Below are 18,872 nucleotides of genomic sequence, written 5' to 3' on the forward strand. Positions count from 1 at the left end.
CAACGGATGAACCGTTGCCCGGGCCGCCGCGCTCGCCGCCGAGGTCACCCCTCGGTCGCGTCCGGGATCCACGACCCGTGCAGCCCGGCGCTCACCCGCTGCGGCAGGTGGACGGTGGCGACCCGGTCCAGGCCGGAGGCGTCCAGGACCAGCAGCTGGGACGCGTCCTGCTTGAGGTCGGAGACGACCGTCAGCAGGTAGCCGTCGTCCTCGCGGGTGGCACCGTCGGCGGGCACGAAGACCGCCTCGCTCGGCAGCCGGGCGTCGCCGACCTGGTGGATCCGCCGGGCGCCGGTGGTGCGGTCGTACTTGACGACGCCGTAGCCGCCGAAGCCCTGCTCGTCGGGGAAGGAGATGGCGTACTGGTAGCGGTTCTCGGCGCCGAGGTACCGCTCGTTGAGGGTCGGGAACTCCACCGCGAGGTCGTCGATGATCTGCTCGTCGACCGTACCGGCGGCCAGGTCGACCACCCAGCGGCGGGTGAGCGAGCGGGCCACCGGCTCGGTGCCGCGCCCGGGCGCGCCCACCCACCAGTTCCAGGAGAGCCGGAAGCCCTCGCGGTCCACCGTGGGACCCTCCAGGACGACGCGGCCCCGGCCGTCCTCGTAGGCGTTGCCGACGTGCAGCATGTTGCCCGGCTCGATGGAGAACCAGCGGACGTGGCGGGCCCCGTCGGCGCCGCGCGGCATGATGCCGATGCGGGAGAGCTGGGTGTCGCTCCAGCTGTAGGGGATGCCGGAGTGCTCGGCGGGGTCGAAGGTGACGTTGCCCTCGACGAAGACCACATGGCCGCTGGTGAGCGCGAAGTCGTGCTTGAGGGCGGCACTCGCGCCCGGGACCTCGGCGGTGTGGACGATCTCGCCCTTGGCGTCGGCGACGTGGTACGTCAGGAACGGCGGGAACGGCGAGGAGCCGAAGAAGTGGAGTTCCCCGGTGACCGGGTCCTCCTTGGGGTGCGCGGTCATCGCGGAGGTCAGCTTGCCGCCGAAGTCGTAGGCGCCCACGGTGTCGAGCTCCGGGGTGAGCTCGAAGGGCAGGTTGGCCTCGCAGAGCGCGAGGAGGCGCCCGGCGTGCTCGATGATGTGGGTGCCGGCGGCGCTGGCGGTCAGGTCCGGGCCGTGCTCCGTCAGGTAGGGGGCACCGTCCAGGGCGGGGGTCCGCACCCAGCGGTTGCGGTACCACTCGGCGCGGCCGTCCCGCAGCCGGATGCCGTGCACCATGCCGCTGCCCTTGAACCAGTGGGTGGGGGTGACGCCGGGCTTGGGGTTGTGGCCGTTGCGGAGCAGCCGGCCGGTCAGCTCGGGCGGCAGGTGGCCCTCCACGGTCAGGCCGGTGGCGGTGACCTCGTCGACGACGGGGGTGAAGTGACCGGTCAGGTAGGGCTTCTCGGTGCTCATGGCGGGGTTCCTTCTCGGTGGTGACGGGTGGTCGGGGGCTGTGCGGTGGTCAGCGACCGGTCAGCGGGAGCGGGACGGCCGTGGCCGCCGGGGCGCGGACCGGGCGGCGGGCCAGGTACCCGGCGAGCGCCGCGCTGACGGCGAGGACGAGGGCGGAGACGAGGAAGGCGGCCCGGTACCCGCTGGTGAGGGCTGCCGCGTGCGACGCGTGGCCGGCGGCGCCGGCGGTGACCGAACCGGCCAGGGTGGCCAGGGCGGCGAGGCCGATCGCGCCGCCGACCTGTCGGGTGGTGTTGACCAGGCCGCCGGCCAGGCCCGCGTCCTGCGGCGGGACGCCGTCCACGGCGAGCGCGGTGAGCTGGACGAAGGCGACGCTCAGACCGAGGCCGACCAGGACGCTCGGGCCGAGGATGTCGGCGAGGTAGCTTCCGTCCGCATCGATCCGTGACAGCCACAGCAGCCCGGCGGCCTCGGTGAGCAGCGCCGCGGTGACGGTCGCGGTGGCGCCGAGCCGCCGGGCGATCCGGGGCGCCAGCGACGCACCGATCATATTGGCTGCCGCGAGCGGGAGTTGGCCCGCGCCGGTGGCCAGTGGCCCGGATCCGAGCACCTGTTGCTGGTAGAGCGGCAGGAAGAAGAAGAGCGCGATCCACACCGATCCCAGCAGCGCCATCAGCAGGTTGCCCGCGGCGACCCGGCCGGTGGTGAGCAGTCGGCGCGGCACCAGCGCGTCGGGGCGGCCGCGTTCGACCACGACGAAGGCCGCGAACAGCGCCGCGGCCGCGCCGAGCGCGCCCAGCACCCGGGTGTCCGTCCAGCCGGCGCCGCGTGCGGTGGTCAGGCCCCAGACGAGACAGGTCAGCGAGAGGGTGACGGTGGCGGTGCCCAGCAGGTCGAACCGCCCGGTCCGCGCGCCGGTCTCCGGCGGCACGAGCACCGCCACGGCGGCCAGGACCAGCGCCGTGCCGAGCGCGACCGAGTGGAAGATCCAGGGCCAGCCCCAGGCCTGGGTGAGGACACCGCCCAGCAGGACGCCGCCCGCTCCCCCCGCGCCGGAGACCGCGCCCCACACGCCCAGCGCCCGGCCGCGCCCGGGTCCGGAGCGGAACTGGCCCATCGCCAGGGCGAGCGCGGCCGGCGCGATCGCGGCGGCGGCGAGGCCCTGCGCCGCGCGGGCGGCGATCAGTACGCCCGGGGTGCCGGCCAGGCCGGCCGCCAGCGAGGCCGCCACGAACAGCCCGAGGCCGGACATCAGCACCCGGCGGCGGCCGAGGAGGTCGCCCGCCCGGCCGCCGGCCAGGAGCAGCGCCCCGAAGGCCAGGCCGTAGGCGTTGACCACCCAGGTGGTCCCGCCGTCCGACAGGCCGACGCCGGTGCGGATCTGCGGGAGGGCCACGTTCACGATCGAGGTGGCGAGCATGACGGTGAACTGGGCCGCCGCGAGCGCCGCGAGGGCGGCTCCCGGCCGGGTGGCCCGGGGTCCGGCCCGGTCGGTGTGCGTGTGTGCATCGGTCATGGGCACAGACTCGTGCGGAGCGTTGTCCACTCTCCAGGGCCGGCGGGGACGGGGACTGTTCACTCCTGTCCACCGCTGTCCACCCAGCCGCGGATGGCGGCCCGGCCGCGTCCGCGCCCTCGGAGCAGCCGCTACCCGGCCGTCGCTCCGGCAGCGGACGTGCCCGTGCCCCGGTCCGCGACCCGGGCCCGGCGGATGCCCCAGCCCACGAGCACCGCGGCCACGGCGGTCAGCACGAGACCGGCGCAGCCGACCGCGTCCAGGAACTCCCCGGTCCGGTGGGCGTCCCGGTCCGGGGCGGTGAGGTCACCGGTGACGAGCGCCGCGAGAACGGTGCCGCCGACGGCGACGCCGACCGCGGCGGCGACCTCACCGGCGCTGTCCACCAGCGCCGCACCGACCGTCGTCCGGTTCCGGGGGAGGCCGCGCATCACGTTGGTCCCGGCGACGACCCCGACCACGCGCATGCCGGCCGCGGCGAGGGCGAGCGCGACGGCGACCCACGGGTACCCGAAGCGGCCCAGCAGCCCGTAGACGGCCAGTCCGCACACCACCGCTCCGGCGCTCAGCCAGGCGGCCCGGTCGAGACCCGCGCGCTTGATCAGCGGGCCGACGAGGGCGCCGCCGGCGATGAGGACGACGACCTGCGGCAGCATCCCGAGCGCCGCCCGCGCCGGCGTCCAGCCCAGGTCGAGCTGCAGGTGCAGCGTCACCAGGTAGCCGAGCCCGGCGGTCGCCAGTCCGGCCGCGCCCTTGAAGGCCAGGCCGCTCGACACCAGCGGGCGGGCGACCAGTTCGAGGTCGAGGAGCGGGTGGCGGGCCGACCGCTCGCGGACCACGAAGAGGACCGCCGCCGCGGCCGCCACCGCCGAGGTCAGCCACGGAAGGGGCGAGCGGGCACCCAGCTCGACGAAGAGCGTCGGTGCGACCAGCGCCAGCACGACCGTCGCCGTGCCGAGCAGCGCGCCGGCGGCGTCGACCGGGTCGCGGTGCAGCTCGTCCGCCCGGTCCGCGGGGATGCCGCGCCGGATGCCGAGGTACGCGAGCGCGGCGATCGGCACGTTGACCAGCAGCAGGGTCTGCCACGGGGCGACGGCGAGGACGAGACCGCCCGCCGTGGGTCCGACCGCGAGCCCGACCAGCCCCACCGTCGAGATGAGCGTCGTCGCACGGACGCGCAGGCCGTCCTCGTCGAACAGACGGAACGCCAGGGCGAGCGAGCCCGGCGTCGTCATCGCGGCCGCGATCCCCATCGCCGAGCGGACGGCGATCAGCTGCTCCACCGTGGTGACGAACGCGGTGGCCAGGCTCGCCGCACCGAGCAGCACCAGCCCGACCAGCATGACCCTGCGCCGGCCGACCCGGTCGGCCAGCGCCCCGAGGGCGAGCATGAGCCCGCCGAACACCACGGCGTACGCACTGGTGACCCACTGCAGGGCCGTCGCCGAGGCGGACAGCTCGCGCCCGATGGTGGGCAGGGCGACGTTGAGGACCGAGTTGTCGAGCATCTCGAAGAGGAACACGGCGGAGAGCCCGGCGAGGGCGGTCCAGGCCTCGCGGAGGGAGCGCGGCGAGCGGGAACGTCCGGCGGGGGCAGCGAGGCTCTCGGCGGCTTCACGGGGGCGTTCGGCGGGGGCAGCAGGGCTCTCGGCGGCTTCACGGGGACGGCGGGTGGGCACGGCGCACTCCTTCGAGGTGAAGAAGTGGCGGCTCGTCGGAGACCGCGTATGCGCGCGAGTGGCTCGCGTTTTTACTCCCGGTGCCGCCACCGTAGCACGCGGCCCGGCGCCCCCGGCATGCTCGTCCGGCGCCCCGGGAGGCGGTCGGTCAGGTCAGCGCGAGCAGGCTGACGGCGACGGCCGCGGCCGCCAGCCCGGCGAGTTGCAGGCGGTGGATCCGTTCGGCGAGCACGGCCCGGGCGAGCAGGACGGTGCCGGCCGGGTAGAGGGCGGTGATGACGGCGACGACGGCGAGGTCGCCGCTGCGGGCGGCGAGCAGGAACAGCAGGTTCGCCAGGGAGTCCAGCACGCCCGCGGCCGCCGACATCCCGTACGCGGGCCGTTCGCCGCCCAGCCGCCGGTACAGCAGGCCGGCCGCGGTCAGGGTGGCGGCCGAGGAGACGGCCCGGCCGGTGAGCAGCGGTGCCAACCCGCTGTCGGAGGGCGCCTGGTGCAGGCAGATCAGCTGCAGGGCGATGGCCGCGCCCGCGCCGAACGCGAGCAGCAGGGCGCCGCGCGAGGGCCGGGCCGGGCCCTCGCTCCCGGCGCTCACCAGGACGACCGCGACCAGCGCGAGCGGCAGGCCGACCAGCCCGGCCGCGGAGAGCCGCTCCCCCTGCACCAGGCCGACCGCGACCGGCAGCACGGCGGACACCAGCGCGGTCACCGGCGACAGCACGCTCATCGGGCCGATCGCCAGGGTCCGGTAGAGCAGCACGAACGCGGCGGCCGAGGCGATGCCGGAGGCGGCGCCCCAGCCCACGGCGGCGGCGCTGAACGAGGCGCCGAGGAAGGGCCACAGCAGGAGTTCGACCGCCAGGCTGGCGGGGGCCGCGATCATCACGGTGCGCAGCACATGGGCCTTGCGGGCGCCCATACCGCCCAGGAAGTCGGCGCAGCCGTAGGCGAGTGAACTGCACAGGGCCAGCAGCAGAGCGGTCACAGCACGTCCTTCGATGCCCGTCGTCAATCAGTGGAACGACTTCACGGTACAACAGAATGACCAGGATGGGTTACCGGAACGACCGCAGGGTACATTTGAGTGGACCGAGGGACGAGGAGTGGTAATCGGTGGTCGAGACGGCGGCGGCTCTGCGAACGGTGGCGCGCAACGTGAGGGCGGCCCGGCTGCGGGCCGGCCTCTCCCTGGAGGAACTCGGCCGCCGCGCCCAGGTCAGCAAGGGCGCCCTGGTAGGCCTGGAACGAGCACAGGGCAACCCCAACCTCGCCACCCTGGTGCGGCTGGCCGACACCCTCGGGATCTCGGTGTCCGCCCTCATGCAGGGCCCGCCCGAGGGACGGGTCCGCGTCGTGGCGGCCGACGCGGTCGCCCCGCTGTGGACCGGCGAGCACGGCGGCTCCGCCCGGCTCATGCTGACCACCTCGGGCCCGGCCCCCGTCGAGGTCTGGCGCTGGCACCTCGAACCCGGCGAGGACTACCCCAGCCACCCCCACCAGGCCGGCGTCGTGGAGACCGTCAGCGTCACCGCGGGCCGGATGACCCTGGTCGTCGACGGCACCGAGCACACCGTCGAGGCCGGCCAGACCGCCACCTTCGACGGCGACGCCCCCCACACCTACCGCGCCTCGGACACCGGCCCCTGCGACCTGATCATGACCGTCCACCTCCCCCCGGGCCCCACCCCGCCCGCCGGCGTGACCGTGTGAACCGGGGCACTCACCGGGACGCGGTACGGCGGTTCGCTCTGGCCGGGGCGCCCGCCTGTCACGTGGCCGTCGGCTGCGGGCTCATCGCACGCTCGTACAGCGCCTCCCGCGCCCGCTTGAGCAGTTCGGCGGCCTTCTTCCGCGACGCCTCCTCCGCCTTGTCGAGCGCGCTCGGGTAGTCCGCGGACATCTCCGAGCCCGCGCTGTAGTCGACGGTGACCGTCAGACGGAGATTGCCGTCGCAGAAGGCCGACCTGAAGGCCAGTTGGTCGACCGGCCCCGGGATCGTGTCGGTGAGCGGGTGCCGGACCGACGACTGGTAGCCCTCCTGGCCGAGCCCCCCGCCGTCGGTCGTCTCGAACTTCCGGGTCTCGGTCGGCTTGGGTCCGCCGAGCGGGGACTTCGCGATGTCCGCCTCGACCTCCAGCCAGTGGCAGCCGCGGGCCGCCTCGAAGACCGTCGCGTCGACACTCACCCGCCAGTCCTCGGTCGCCGGACCGCCGACGTAGCCGCAGCTGAGCGACTTGGACGGGTCGCTCGCGATCCCGGCGCTCGTCACCGGTATGGAACTCCTCAGCTGCCCCGGCAGGCCGGGATCGCCCAGCACGGCGCAGAGGTCGCCGACCGTGCGGTACCAACCGACCTGCTTGGCCTTGCTCTCACTGCTGCCGCCCCCGCCGCCGCACGCGGTGAGGAGAACGAGGCCGGCGGCCCCAAGGGCGGCCGCGCCGGTACGGGAGACTGGGTTTCGACTCGTCATCGCGCCAGGTTAGAGCCCCCGTCGGAGTCGCGGGCCGGAAACGTCAGCGAAACCGTCAGGCAGCGGGACACACAGCCGGGGAGGACCGGGACGGTGCCCCCACGCGAGGGCCTCCCGCGCGGTTTGCCGGATCGGCAACAGAACTGGCCCACCTGGTGGGCGGCGGGCGAGCGTTGGGGCATGACCGACGACATCGCAGCAACCTCGCCCGCGGGCGAGTACCTCGGGGACCCCGCCGTGCGGGCCGAGTGGGACGGCCGGTACGCCGACCGGCAGCAACTGTGGAGCGGCCGCCCCAACGGCGCGCTCGTGGCCGAGGTCGAAGGGCTCGCCCCCGGGCGGGTGCTGGACGTCGGCTGCGGCGAGGGCGCGGACGCCGTCTGGCTGGCGCGCGGAGGGTGGGACGTGACCGCGCTGGAGGTCTCCGGCGTGGCGCTGGAGCGGGCGGCCGGGCACGCCCGGGACGCCGGCGTGACCGTTCGCTGGGTGCACGCGGAGTTGGTCGGGGCGGCGCTCCCGCCGGCCTCCTTCGACCTGGTCTCCGCGCAGTACCCGGCCCTGCTGCGCACCCCTGGTGCCGCGGCCGAGCGGGCGCTGCTCGCGGCCGTCGCGCCCGGCGGCGTGCTCCTGCTCGTGCACCACGCGGGCATGGACACCCGGGAGGCACAGGCGGGCGAGTTCGACCCCGCCGACTACGTGTGGCCCGCGACGGTCACCGAGCTCCTCGACGAGGACTGGCGGGTCGAGGTGGACGAGCAGCGGCCGCGCGTGGCACCGGAGGGCGGCGCCGGCGCCCACCACACCGACGACCTGGTGCTCCGCGCCCGCCGGCTGCGCTGAGCCCGTCGCGGCACCTCGCGCCGTCGCCCCCGGGCCCACCCGCACCCGGGGGCGACCTCCCGGCCACTCGGCGTTCCCATGCCTCACACCCTGCTGGCAGTGCCTGGGGCACCTGCCACACCCCGACCCGCCACCCCGACCGGCCACCCCGACCGGGCCGAATTCCGCATCTGACGACACGGCCCGAACCGCCCTTTAGGTGTGATCCACGCCACAGGGGGAGGCGTTGGCCCCGATCCCGGACTGCCGTAGTTTGGGCCCACACCTACCTGTGAATGAATCGACGCCCCGTCGATTCAGTGCCGGATAAGGCATTCCCCACCGCACAGGCAGCAGGCGACGATTCGGTCCGGCCGCCGGACAGGGCCGGGAACTGCGAGGCCACGGAATCATCAGGCCTCTTCCCGACCCCGCGCTCCGCTCGCGGAGGAGGAATTCACCATGACGTCAGAGAACAGCCGCCGAGGCCTGCTGACGGTGCTCTCCCGGATCGGCCAGGGCTCCCGGGTGGTGCTGACCCACGACGTGGCGCAGCGCGACAACCTGCGGGCCGGCCGCTACGACGGCGTCGTCGCGGTGGTCGAGAAGCTGAAGGGGCATCCGCTGTTCGCCCACATCACCCTCACCCGCTCCGAGCGCTCCCCGATCGCGGCGCTGGTCACGGAGATGCTGGAGCACCCGGAGCCCTGAGCGGGGCCCACGCCCTCCCCCGTCCGTCGCCGCGCGCCGCGCCGCGATCCGACAAAGCCCCTTTCGGGCAAGGCTGTTGGTTCCCTCCACCGGCCTCCGCCTGAAAGGATGTCGGTATGACCCACCACCCCGCGGAGACCCGCTACACGTCCATGTCCTACCGGCGGGCCGGCCGCAGCGGCGTGCTGCTCCCCGCCGTGTCGCTCGGCCTGTGGCACAACTTCGGCGACACCCAGCCGCTGGAGGTGCAGCGCGCGGTGCTGCGCCGGGCCTTCGACCGCGGTGTCACGCACTTCGACCTGGCGAACAACTACGGCCCGCCGTACGGCAGCGCGGAGCGCAACTTCGGCCTTCTCTTCGCCCAGGACTTCAAGCCGTACCGGGACGAGCTGTTCATCGCGTCGAAGGCGGGCTACGACATGTGGCCGGGCCCGTACGGCGTCGGCGGGTCGCGCAAGTACCTGCTGGCGAGCCTGGACCAGTCGCTGGAGCGGATGGGCCTGGACTACGTCGACGTCTTCTACTCGCACCGCTACGACCCCGCGACGCCGCTGGAGGAGACGATGGGGGCGCTCGACCGGGCGGTGCGCTCCGGCCGGGCCCTGTACGCGGCGGTCTCCAACTACCCGGCCGCGCAGCACCGCGAGGCCGTGGAGATCCTGCGCGACCTGGGCACCCCGATGCTGATGAACCAGGTCCGGTACTCGATCCTGGACCGCGCCGCCGCCGAGGACGGGCTGCTGGACGCGGTCGGCGAGACGCGGACGAGTCTGATCGCGTTCTCCCCGCTGGCGCAGGGCCTGCTGACGGACCGCTACCTGTCCGGCGAGGTGCCGGCCGGCTCGCGGATGTCGGTCGGCCGCTTCCTCCGCGCGGAGGCGCTGACCGGGGAGAAGCTGGAGCAGCTGCGCTCGCTGAACAAGATCGCCGAGCGGCGCGGCCAGACCCTGGCCCAGCTGGCGCTGTCCTGGGTGCTGCGGGACGAGCGGGTGGTCTCGGTGATCATCGGCGCGTCCAGCACCGCCCAGCTCGACCAGAACCTCGACGCGCTCGACGGCGGTCCGTTGACCGCCGAGGAGCTCGCCGAGATCGACCGGCTCAGTCGCTGACGCCCGCCGCCGACCGCCGGCGGTGCCGGGCGGCCGGCCGTCGGCCCCGCACCCGCGAGCCCCTTCGCCGGCCCCGCCGTACCGCGCCCCGCCGTACCGCTCTCCGCCGTCCCGCTCTCCCCCGGGCCGCCGCCCGCCGTGCTCTTCGCCGCGGGAACGGCCGGATTCGCCGTCGGGCCGGGCGAGGCCTCCGAGGTGGTGGCACGGGCACCGAGACCGTACCCGGCCGGGGTGCCTCCCGGCCCTCCTGCTGGATGGCCGCCGTACCGCCGACCAGCGCGGCGGCCGAGAGCGCCAGGCTCCACCACGGGACGCGGCGCGAGCGCCGGCCTGGGCCAGAGCTGTCCCGGGCCGGTGACAGGGCCGGCCGTTCGGCGCGGGCCACGGTGCGGGCTCGTTCGAGGACGACCGTGGGTTCGTCGTCGCCCCCGTACATCGCCCCCGGCTGCGACGGGCAACCCCCGACGGAACAGGAGGGACAGGACGGTGCGGGTGCCCCGGGCGGCGGGGAGGACGGCCCGTCCGCGCCGCCCTGCCGGGCGGCCGGGTACCGGCAGGTCCGGACCGCGACGGCGCGGGCGCGGCGGACGTCCGCGGAGCCGTCCTGGGGCGCGGTCCCGGCGGCAACCGCCGAGGACGGCAGTTCCCGCTGTCCGGCGGCCCGCACCACGGCCCGCAGGATCTCCCACCGGCACTCCTCGGGCAGCGACAACAGCGCGTCCGCGGCCGCCCGTTCGCCCGGCTGGGGCAGCCGGCCGCGGGGCTCGAAGGCGGTCCAGGACGCTGAGGGCTCTCTCACTGTTCTCCTTGCGCGCGGCTCGGCAGGCGACCGTCCACCTGCACCGGTTGTGAGGGTTGGAGGGCCGTCGCCCCCGACCGTCCCGGGGGGTTACCGAAGCGTTACCGCCGGCTTTCGGATCGGGCGGCCGGGCGCGACCGGTCCGGATCCGGGATCGCCCGGGGAATCCCCGGCTGAGCCGCGGGGCTTGCCACCTGGCCGCGCGTGCCGTCCGCCCCGGCACCGGCCGCACGTCACAAGCTGGTCTCGACCCCGCCGCACCCTTGACGTGGTTTCCGAAACAGAGGTGTCATATCCCCATCGCGTTCGGAAGTGTTTGTTTCTGGCAGTCTACGTTCGATTGACTGGCCAAGGCGGGGCTCCCGGCCTCAAACCACCACCTGGTCGGCGCACCGCCGCACTTCACCGCTCGCATTCCACCAGCATGTACACGACTGCCCGACTCCCTCGCACCCGTTCCGTCCCCGCGGCTGGTGCGCCCTCGAAGGAGCTCCCCCATATGTTCCGTCCCACCAGCCGCGCCGCCGCCGCAGCCGGCCTCCTCCTCACGCTGGGCCTGGCCACCGCCTGTTCGACCGGTCAGGAGTCCGTGAAGTCGGGCGACGCCTCGGTGGCGCCGGTCTCCGGGAAGATCTCGATCACCTACCTGCAGAAGCAGGGCGACCAGGAGTACTTCGTCGGGGAGGCGGCGGGCGCGAAGGCGAAGGCCGCGGAGCTGGGGGTCGACCTGAAGGTCGTCAACCTCGGCAACGACGCGAACAAGACCATCAGCGAGGTGCAGTCCGCGGTCGCGCAGAAGACCAACGGTGTGATCATCGTGGTGCCGGACCCGGCGGTGGGGCCGCAGGTCGTGCAGACTGCGCGGGACGCCAAGGTGGCGCTGCTGACCTCGGACGACCAGATCTGCGCCAGCGGTCCGGACCCGGCGGCCTGCTCGAAGGACGACCTGGTGTCGCGGATCGGGTTCTCCGGGCTGCAGATGGGCGGCGAGGTCGGCAAGCGGGCCGGTGAGGAGTTCAAGAAGGCGGGCTGGAACCCGGCGGAGACCCGGGTGATCTCGGCCTGGAAGCAGGACGTGACGGTCTGCGGTGACCGGGTGAAGGGCGCGAAGGAGGCGTTCGCGGCCGCCGTGCCCGGGGTGCAGAACATCGACGTGGCGACGGACAACACGCCGACCGGCGCGCAGGACAAGATCGCGGCGACGGTGACGGCCAACCCGGGTGTGAAGAACTGGGTGCTGTGGGGCTGCAACGACGAGAACGTGCAGGGCGGGGTGACGGCGCTGCAGAACGCGGGCATCTCGGCGGACCACGTGATCGGGGTGGGTCTGGGCGCGTACCTGGCGTGCAAGGACTGGAGCGGCGGCAAGCCGACCGGGATGAAGGCCGCGCTGTTCATCAACGGCAAGGACGTCGGCGCGCTGGCCGTGCAGACCATGTACGACAAGCTCAAGAACAGCAAGGACTTCCCGAAGGAGGCCTTCGCGCCCACCACCATGGTCGACGCCACGACCTGGCAGAGCGCCGGAGTCACCTGCAGCTGACCCCGTTCGGGCCGCATCCCCCGGCCTGCCACGGCGTTCCCCGGCCCGGCTCCTGCACCGCCGGGCCGGGGACGCCCCCGCCGGCCGGACCGCCCGAAGCTCCACCCCCCCACCCGGTCCGCCACCGACCGCGTCCCACCGGCCGCGGACCGTCCCGACCCTCCCGCACGACCTCAAGGTGACCCCGATGAGCCCAGCCCCTGCCGTGAACCCGGAACCCCGCCCGCCCACTGCCCAGCCCGCCGCCGGGAGCGTCGGTGTCCATCAGGTCACCAAGCGGTTCGGTGCGGTCCAGGCCCTCGGTGGCGTGACCCTCGACTTCCCCGCCGGTCAGGTGACCGCGTTGATGGGGGAGAACGGGGCGGGCAAGTCGACCCTGCTGAAGATCCTGACCGGTGACCACCAGCCGACCGAGGGCCACGTCGTCCTCGACGGCCGCCCGCTGGCCCTGTCCTCGCCGACCGACGCCCGCCGCGCCGGGATCCGGATCATCCCCCAGGAACCCGAGATCATCCCGCACGTCTCGGTCGCCGAGAACGTCTACGCCGGCTCCCTGCCCCGCAGGGCCGGCCGCCGCCTGGACCGCGCCGAACTGCGCCGGCGCATCACCGCCGACCTCGACCGCCTCGGCTTCGCCGGCGTCCTGGACCCCGACCTCCTCGGCTCCCGACTGACCCCCGCCCAGCGCCAACTCGTCGAGATCCTGCGCGCCCTGACCGGCGACGCCAAGGTCATCGCCTTCGACGAACCCACCTCCTCGCTCTCCGAGCACGAGGTCGACGCCCTGTTCGCCCTCATCCGCCGCCTGCGCGACCAGGGCGTCGCCGTCATCTACGTCTCCCACCGCATGCAGGAGATCTTCCAACTCGCCGACCGCATCGCCGTCCTGCGCGACGGCGCCCTCGCCGGCGTCCAGGACGCCGCCACCACCACCGAGGGCGAACTCGTCCGCCTCATGGTCGGCCGCGACCTCAGCAGCATGTTCTCCCGCCAGGACGTCGCCACCGACCGCGTCGTCCTCGACGTCCGGAACGTCACCACCGACGCCGTCCACGACATCACCCTGCGCGTCCACGCCGGCGAAGTCCTCGGCCTGGCCGGCCTGATCGGCGCCGGACGCTCCGAACTCGCCCTCGCCCTCGCCGGCGACCTGCCCATCCACTCCGGCACCGTCACCCTCGACGGCGAGCGCCTGCCCTCCGGCAACCCCGGCGCCGTCATCCGCGCCGGCCTCGGCCTGGCCCCCGAGGAACGCAAGGCCCAGGCCCTGTTCCTGCAGCGCTCCATCCGCGACAACACCTCCCTCGTCGTCCTGGAACGCCTGCGCCGCCTGCGCTTCGTACGCCGGAGCGCCGAACGCGAACTCGCCCAGCACTACACCGACCGCCTGCGCGTACGCACCCCCTCCATCGAGCACGAGGTCCGCAAACTCTCCGGCGGCAACCAGCAGAAGGTCGTCCTCGCCCGCTGGCTCGCCCGCAAGCCCAAGGTCCTCATCCTCGACGAACCCACCCGCGGCATCGACGTCGGCGCCAAGGCCGAGATCTACCAGATCATCGCCGACCTCGCCCAGGAAGGCATCGCCGTCCTGGTCATCTCCTCCGAACTCCCCGAAGTCCTCGGCCTCGCCGACCGGATCGTCGTCATGCAGAACGGCCGCATCACCGGCGAACTCCCCCGCGCCCGGGCCACTGAGGAAGCCATCCTCGCCCTCGCCATGGCCGACGACATCACCCACGACAAGCCGACCACCGCCCCCACGACGACGACCGCCCCTGGAGCCCGCGCATGAGCACCACCACCGCCCGGCCGACCGCCGAGAACGGCGCACCGAACCGGCCCACCAAGAACCGCGCCTCGCTCCTGGCCTCCATCGGCGGTCAGAACCTGAGCCTGATCGGCGCCCTCGTCCTGGTCCTGGCCCTGTTCGGCATCCTGAACGACAACTTCCTCAGCATCACCAACATGCAGGTCATCGCCGAGGCCGCCACCATCACCGGCCTCCTCGCCGTCGTCCAGACCGTCGTCATCATCTGCGGCGGCCTCGACATCTCCGTCGGCTCCCAGGTCGGCATCGCCTCCGTCGTCTCCGCCATGGCCTTCACCTCCGCCGGCTCCAACGCCCTCGCCGGCATCGCCGCCGCCATCGGCATCGGCATCGCCGTCGGCATCCTCAACGGCGTCATCATCGTCTACGGCCGCGTCAACCCCACCATCGCCACCCTCGCCGGCCTCGCCGCCTACAAGGGCATCGCCCAACTCGTCTCCAACGGCCGCGCCCAGGGCTACGTCCTCAACAACGACCTCTTCGTCTTCCTCGGACGCGGCAAGATCGCCGGCCTGCCCGTCATGGTCTGGCTCCTCATCGTCGTCGCCACCACCGTCCACCTCCTCCTCAAGTACACCGACATCGGCCGCAACATCTACGCCATCGGCGGCAACGACACCGCCGCCCGCCTCGCCGGCATCAACATCAACAAATACCTCGTCTCCGTCTACGCCCTCATCGGCATCGTCGCCGCCCTCGCCGGCATCCTCCTCACCGCCCGCACCGGCTCCGGCCAACCCACCTCCGGCAGCGAAGGCCTCGAACTCAAGGCCATCACCGCCGCCGCCCTCGGCGGCTGCGCCCTCAAGGGCGGCAAGGGCGGCATCGGCGGCACCCTCCTCGCCGTCGCCCTCCTCGGCTGCCTCGAGAACGGCCTCACCGTCGAAGGCATCAACTCCTTCTGGCAGAACGTCGCCCAAGGCGCCCTCCTCGTCGCCGCCGTCGTCATCCAGCAACGCCGGAGCGGCGAACGCGCCATCGGCCTCCCCGCCTAGACGCCGGGCCCGGACCTCCGGACCTCCGGACCGATCGGCCCGGAGGCCGTGCCGGGTCAGCGACTTCCGCACCCGCCCGGCCGGCGGCGCCCGTTCGACGAACGGACCGCTCCGGTCGCGCCCGTGGGGAACGGCGAGGGCCGCCGAGGGTCGGCCCGCTCGCCACAGACTGCCGGTGGTACCCGACTGGACCGGGTGCCACCGGCGGTTCCGTACCGGCCGGGTGGCTTCCGGCGCACCGCCGGGCCCGCCCCGGAACCGCATTCGACGGAGCCGTCCTCGACGGGACCGTCTCGATCGAGCCGTATCCGATCCGCCCGAGGGAGCTGACCACAGTATGGTGATGCCCGATCAGGGGCTGCTCGCCCAGCAGCGCCGCGCCCTCATCCTGGAGGCGGTCCGGCGCGACGGCGCCGTGCGGGTGTCCGACCTGTCCGTCGCGTTCGGCGTCTCCGACATGACGATCCGCCGCGACCTCGACGCCCTGGCGCGGTCCGGGGCGGTGGAGAAGGTGCACGGCGGCGCGGTCACCGCCGGCACCGCCCAGGAGCTCGGCTTCGAGGTGAAGTCCGCCCTCGAATCGGCGGCCAAGGCCACCATCGCCCAGGCGACCGCCGCCCTGGTCGAACCCGGCACGGTGGTGGCCCTCAGCGGCGGTTCCACCACGCACGCCGTGGCGACCCAGCTGCTGAACGTCCCGGACCTGACCATCCTCACCAACTCGCTGCCGATCGAGCGCCTGGTGCGCGGCGCGACGGACACCGCCCAGCGACCGCCCGTCGTGCTCCTGACCGGCGGCAGTGCGACCCCCTCCGAGGCCCTCGTCGGGCCCATCACCGACCAGGCCATCGCCTCGCTCCACGTCGACCTGCTGATCCTCGGCACCCACGGGGTCACCGAGAACGAGGGGCTCACCAGCCCCAATCTCGCCGAGGCCCAGGCCAACCGGATGTTCATCTCGCGCGCCCGCCGCGTCGCGGTGGCGGCGGACCACACCAAGTGGGGTGTCACGGGGCTCAGCACCTTCGCCGACCTGGACCAGATCGGCTGGTTCGTCACCGACGACGGGATGCCGCCGCAGGCCCGTGCCGTCCTCGCGGAGCGGGTCGGCAAGCTGATCATCACCACCCCCGGCGCCGTCCCGGAGACCGTCGGCAGGAAGCCCGGCCCGCTCCTGCGGGGGCCGCGGCCGCCGGAGTGACCGTGGCGGACCGGCGGCGACACGGGCTGTCGGTCCTCGGGAACGGGTCGGTCCTCGGGAACCGGTCGCCCCTCGGGAACGGGTCGGTCCTCGGGGATGGGTCAGTCCTTGGGGACGGGCGCGACGACGAGTTCGCCGACCGTGTCCGCCAGCACCGCGCGGGCCTGGCCGGAGATTCCGTCGTCGGTCACGAAGGAGTCCACGTCGGCCAGCGTGGCGAAGGAACTCAGCGCCACCACGCCCCACTTGGTGTGGTCCGCGACCACGGCCACCCGGCGCGCGGCGGCCACCAGGGCCCGGTTGGTCTCGGCCTCGGCGAGGTTGGGGGTGGTGAGCCCGGCCTGCTCGGAGACCCCGTGCGTGCCGAGGATCAGCAGGTCCATGTGGAGGCTGCGGATCGCCTGGTCGGCCAGCGGGCCGACCAGCGCCGCCGAGCGGGTCGGGCTGCCGCCGGTGACCAGCAGGGTCGGCGCCGCGTCGCCCAGCTCCCGGCGGGCGGTGCGCAGCAGCTCGGCGACGGGCAGGGAGTTGGTGACGACGGTCAGGCGGGGGACGGTGAGCAGGCGCGAGGCGACGGCGAAGGACGTGGTGCCGGCGGAGAGCGCGACGACGGTGCCGGGCTCGACCAGGGCGGCGGCCGCGTCCGCGAGGGCCGCCTTGGCCGCGGACTCCCGGGTGGACTTCGCCTCGAAGCCGGGTTCGTCGGTGGTCGCGGTCGGTCCGGTCACGGCGACGGCGCCGCCGTGGACCTTCTCCACTCCGCCGCTGCGGGCGAGCGCGTCGAGGTCCCGGCGGATGGTCATGTCCGAGACGCCGAGCTCCTCCACCAGGTCGGCGACCCGGACGGCGCCGTCCCTGCGGACGTACTCCAGGATGAGCGCCCGACGCTGCTGCGCCAGCATGCCCTGCTCCGCCACGACGCTCCCCGTTCCGGTCCCTGTCCCGCCCACGGCCGCGCGCCTGTGCGCCGTCGGCCGGGTCTGCCGGCCACCAACGTAGCGCAGGGGAGAACAGGATCGAACGGCGGAGCACCTCCTTCCGGTCGTGTCCGGGGGCTCGCCCGCCCGTTGCTGGTGGAACGTGTTGACCTGGCCGCCTCCGGCCCGCGGCTGCGGCGAACCGCGGCCCGGACGCGTCCTGGGGGCGGCCGCCGGGCGCGCCCGGCGCGGCCCGCGTGCCCCCTCGGGCACCGTCGCGACCCGCGAAACCGCCTGGACCCAGCCGCTTCCCCGGCGCCCACCGGGCCCTGCGGCACCGGCTCGTCGGGCCCCGCGTGTCCGTCCTGGCGCGGCCGTCGCCCGCCGTGCCAGGCTCCCGGTAGGCTCCCGAGTCACCACCGTTGCTTTTTGCTCATTTATGTTTGATTATGTGGTGCCACAGTCCGTTGGCGGAGCGAGGCACTCGCCGCCCGGGACCCCCGCCGAGAGGAAGCCGTGATCAGGACGACCAGCAAGCTCGCCGACGGGCGCGAGCTGATCTATTTCGACAGTGACGTGCCCGCCCACCGCGGCACCGCCGACCTCCGCCCCCTGGAGGCCCCGGCCAACCGCTCGGAGATCCGCCGCGACGCGGTGACCGGCGCCTGGGTGACCGTCGCCGCCCACCGCCAGGCCCGGACGTACCAGCCGCCGGCCGACGAATGTCCGCTCTGCCCGTCCCGCGACGGCCGGTTCAGCGAGATCCCCGACGCCGACTACCAGGTCGCCGTCTTCGAGAACCGCTTCCCCTCGCTCGCCGCGGACAGCCCCGCCCCCGAGGGCGCCGCCGGCGACCCGCTGCGCACCGCCCTGGCCGGCACCGGTCGCTGCGAGGTCGTCTGCTTCACCTCCGACCACCAGTCGTCCTTCGCCGACCTGGACGAGGCGCACGCCCGGCTGGTCCTGGACGCCTGGACCGACCGCACCGCCGAGCTCTCCGCACTGCCGGGCGTCGAGCAGGTCTACTGCTTCGAGAACCGCGGCGCCGAGATCGGCGTCACGCTCGCCCACCCGCACGGCCAGATCTACGCCTTCCCCTTCGCCACCCCGCGCACCGCCCGGATGGTGGAGCAGGCCGCGAAGCACCGGGCCACCACCGGCCGCAACCTCTTCGAGGACCTGCTCGACGCCGAACGCGGCGACCCCCGGCGCACCGTCCTCACCGGCCGGCACTGGACCGCCTTCGTGCCGTTCGCCGCCCGCTGGCCCTACGAGGTGCACCTCTACCCCAACCGCCGGGTCGGCGACCTCACCCAGCTCACCGAGGCCGAGCGCGCCGAGTTCCCCGGCGTCTACCTGGAGCTGCTGCGCCGCTTCGACCGGCTGTTCACCGCGCCCGGCGCCGACGGGCCCGCCGCGCCGACCCCGTACATCTCCGCCTGGCACCAGGCCCCCGCCAGCAACGGCGCGGAGCTCGCCCTGCACCTGGAGCTGTTCACCGTCCGGCGGACCGCCGACAAGCTCAAGTACCTGGCCGGCGTGGAGTCCGGCATGGACGCCTTCGTCAACGACGTGTCGCCCGAGACGGCCGCCGAGCGGCTGCGCGAGGTGGCGTCATGAGCGCCGCCCGCAAGTACCTGGTCACGGGTGGCGCCGGCTATGTCGGCAGCGTGGTCGCCGCCCACCTGCTGGAGGCGGGACACCAGGTGACCGTCCTGGACGACCTCTCCACCGGCTTCCGCGAGGGTGTGCCGGCCGGCGCCGAGTTCGTGCGGGGGCGGATCCAGGAGGCGGGCGAGGTCCTCGACGCCTCCTTCGACGGGGTGCTGCACTTCGCGGCCTCCTCGCAGGTCGGCGAGTCGGTCGCGGACCCGGAGAAGTACTGGCGCAA

15 protein-coding genes and 1 pseudogene are annotated in these 18,872 nt (G+C 73.9%); 10 read left to right on the plus strand and 6 right to left on the minus strand.

What is annotated here, in order from left to right; translation table 11 throughout:
- Nucleotides 1–44: 44 nt before the first annotated feature.
- The 4 genes from ACFWA9_RS31200 to ACFWA9_RS31215 all read right to left on the minus strand — a co-directional run bounded on the left by ACFWA9_RS31200 (nucleotide 45) and on the right by ACFWA9_RS31215 (nucleotide 5,574).
- Entirely contained in the window at nucleotides 45–1,397 is a 1,353-nt protein-coding gene (locus ACFWA9_RS31200; protein ID WP_380391515.1) for a carotenoid oxygenase family protein, read from the minus strand.
- Between the two features lie 49 nt (nucleotides 1,398–1,446).
- The gene (locus ACFWA9_RS31205; protein WP_380391518.1) at nucleotides 1,447–2,913 is read right to left on the minus strand and encodes an MFS transporter; all 1,467 of its coding nucleotides are present in this window, start codon (nucleotides 2,911–2,913) and stop codon (nucleotides 1,447–1,449) included.
- Between the two features lie 131 nt (nucleotides 2,914–3,044).
- Nucleotides 3,045–4,592: an MFS transporter gene (locus ACFWA9_RS31210; RefSeq protein WP_380391521.1), complete on the minus strand. Its 1,548-nt coding sequence runs from the start codon at nucleotides 4,590–4,592 to the stop codon at nucleotides 3,045–3,047.
- Between the two features lie 148 nt (nucleotides 4,593–4,740).
- Complete coding sequence (locus tag ACFWA9_RS31215; RefSeq protein WP_380391524.1) at nucleotides 4,741–5,574, minus strand: EamA family transporter; 834 nt, start codon at nucleotides 5,572–5,574, stop codon at nucleotides 4,741–4,743.
- Nucleotides 5,575–5,702: 128 nt separating this feature from the next.
- Here ACFWA9_RS31215 and ACFWA9_RS31220 point away from each other — a divergent pair, with 128 nt between their 5' ends.
- On the plus strand, nucleotides 5,703–6,299 hold the full coding sequence (locus ACFWA9_RS31220) for an XRE family transcriptional regulator (RefSeq protein WP_352296314.1): 597 nt from the start codon (nucleotides 5,703–5,705) through the stop codon (nucleotides 6,297–6,299).
- Between the two features lie 58 nt (nucleotides 6,300–6,357).
- Here the strand turns inward: ACFWA9_RS31220 and ACFWA9_RS31225 are convergent, their stop codons facing one another.
- Entirely contained in the window at nucleotides 6,358–7,059 is a 702-nt protein-coding gene (locus ACFWA9_RS31225) for a hypothetical protein (protein WP_380391527.1), read from the minus strand.
- 180 nt (nucleotides 7,060–7,239) lie between these two features.
- Here ACFWA9_RS31225 and ACFWA9_RS31230 point away from each other — a divergent pair, with 180 nt between their 5' ends.
- The 7 genes and pseudogenes from ACFWA9_RS31230 to ACFWA9_RS31260 all read left to right on the plus strand — a co-directional run bounded on the left by ACFWA9_RS31230 (nucleotide 7,240) and on the right by ACFWA9_RS31260 (nucleotide 16,064).
- Nucleotides 7,240–7,899, plus strand: a complete 660-nt coding sequence (locus ACFWA9_RS31230; RefSeq protein WP_380391530.1) for a class I SAM-dependent methyltransferase — start codon at nucleotides 7,240–7,242, stop codon at nucleotides 7,897–7,899.
- Nucleotides 7,900–8,358: 459 nt separating this feature from the next.
- Nucleotides 8,359–8,589 (plus strand): annotated as a pseudogene (locus ACFWA9_RS31235) (PhoH family protein); the annotation flags it as partial.
- A gap of 116 nt (nucleotides 8,590–8,705) precedes the next feature.
- Nucleotides 8,706–9,698, plus strand: a complete 993-nt coding sequence (locus ACFWA9_RS31240; protein ID WP_380391533.1) for an aldo/keto reductase — start codon at nucleotides 8,706–8,708, stop codon at nucleotides 9,696–9,698.
- Between the two features lie 1,298 nt (nucleotides 9,699–10,996).
- Nucleotides 10,997–12,040 (plus strand): substrate-binding domain-containing protein, encoded by a 1,044-nt coding sequence (locus ACFWA9_RS31245; protein ID WP_352296330.1) that lies wholly within the window; start codon nucleotides 10,997–10,999, stop codon nucleotides 12,038–12,040.
- A gap of 187 nt (nucleotides 12,041–12,227) precedes the next feature.
- Complete coding sequence (locus tag ACFWA9_RS31250; protein WP_380391536.1) at nucleotides 12,228–13,832, plus strand: sugar ABC transporter ATP-binding protein; 1,605 nt, start codon at nucleotides 12,228–12,230, stop codon at nucleotides 13,830–13,832.
- Nucleotides 13,829–14,863, plus strand: a complete 1,035-nt coding sequence (locus tag ACFWA9_RS31255) for an ABC transporter permease (RefSeq protein WP_380391539.1) — start codon at nucleotides 13,829–13,831, stop codon at nucleotides 14,861–14,863. Before ACFWA9_RS31250 ends, ACFWA9_RS31255 begins: the two co-directional genes overlap by 4 nt.
- A 343-nt stretch (nucleotides 14,864–15,206) precedes the next feature.
- Nucleotides 15,207–16,064 carry a DeoR/GlpR family DNA-binding transcription regulator gene (locus ACFWA9_RS31260; RefSeq protein WP_380391542.1) on the plus strand — a complete coding sequence of 286 codons (858 nt, stop codon included), beginning with the start codon at nucleotides 15,207–15,209 and terminating at the stop codon, nucleotides 16,062–16,064.
- A 101-nt stretch (nucleotides 16,065–16,165) separates the two neighbouring features.
- On the opposite strand, the gene ACFWA9_RS31265 is transcribed toward ACFWA9_RS31260, so the two are convergent.
- The gene (locus ACFWA9_RS31265; RefSeq protein ID WP_380391551.1) at nucleotides 16,166–16,966 is read right to left on the minus strand and encodes a DeoR/GlpR family DNA-binding transcription regulator; all 801 of its coding nucleotides are present in this window, start codon (nucleotides 16,964–16,966) and stop codon (nucleotides 16,166–16,168) included.
- Between the two features lie 531 nt (nucleotides 16,967–17,497).
- Here ACFWA9_RS31265 and galT point away from each other — a divergent pair.
- The gene (gene galT / locus ACFWA9_RS31270) at nucleotides 17,498–18,601 is read left to right on the plus strand and encodes a galactose-1-phosphate uridylyltransferase (protein WP_380391545.1); all 1,104 of its coding nucleotides are present in this window, start codon (nucleotides 17,498–17,500) and stop codon (nucleotides 18,599–18,601) included.
- Nucleotides 18,598–18,872: NAD-dependent epimerase/dehydratase family protein (locus tag ACFWA9_RS31275; RefSeq protein ID WP_380391548.1), on the plus strand; the 275-nt coding region annotated here is incomplete at its 3' end. The genes galT and ACFWA9_RS31275, both read left to right, overlap by 4 nt.

This window comes from Kitasatospora sp. NPDC059973 (genome assembly GCF_042737525.1).
Lineage (GTDB): Bacteria > Actinomycetota > Actinomycetes > Streptomycetales > Streptomycetaceae > Kitasatospora.

Bases quoted from the DNA above. Each gene is read 5' to 3' on its own strand.
- ACFWA9_RS31200 (WP_380391515.1), bottom strand. From the start codon at position 1,397: ATGAGCACCGAGAAGCCCTACCTGACCGGTCACTTCACCCCCGTCGTC.
- ACFWA9_RS31205 (WP_380391518.1), bottom strand. From the start codon at position 2,913: ATGACCGATGCACACACGCACACCGACCGGGCCGGACCCCGGGCCACC.
- ACFWA9_RS31225 (WP_380391527.1), bottom strand. From the start codon at position 7,059: ATGACGAGTCGAAACCCAGTCTCCCGTACCGGCGCGGCCGCCCTTGGG.
- ACFWA9_RS31230 (WP_380391530.1), top strand. From the start codon at position 7,240: ATGACCGACGACATCGCAGCAACCTCGCCCGCGGGCGAGTACCTCGGG.
- ACFWA9_RS31240 (WP_380391533.1), top strand. From the start codon at position 8,706: ATGACCCACCACCCCGCGGAGACCCGCTACACGTCCATGTCCTACCGG.
- ACFWA9_RS31245 (WP_352296330.1), top strand. From the start codon at position 10,997: ATGTTCCGTCCCACCAGCCGCGCCGCCGCCGCAGCCGGCCTCCTCCTC.
- ACFWA9_RS31250 (WP_380391536.1), top strand. From the start codon at position 12,228: ATGAGCCCAGCCCCTGCCGTGAACCCGGAACCCCGCCCGCCCACTGCC.
- ACFWA9_RS31255 (WP_380391539.1), top strand. From the start codon at position 13,829: ATGAGCACCACCACCGCCCGGCCGACCGCCGAGAACGGCGCACCGAAC.
- ACFWA9_RS31260 (WP_380391542.1), top strand. From the start codon at position 15,207: ATGCCCGATCAGGGGCTGCTCGCCCAGCAGCGCCGCGCCCTCATCCTG.
- ACFWA9_RS31265 (WP_380391551.1), bottom strand. From the start codon at position 16,966: ATGCTGGCGCAGCAGCGTCGGGCGCTCATCCTGGAGTACGTCCGCAGG.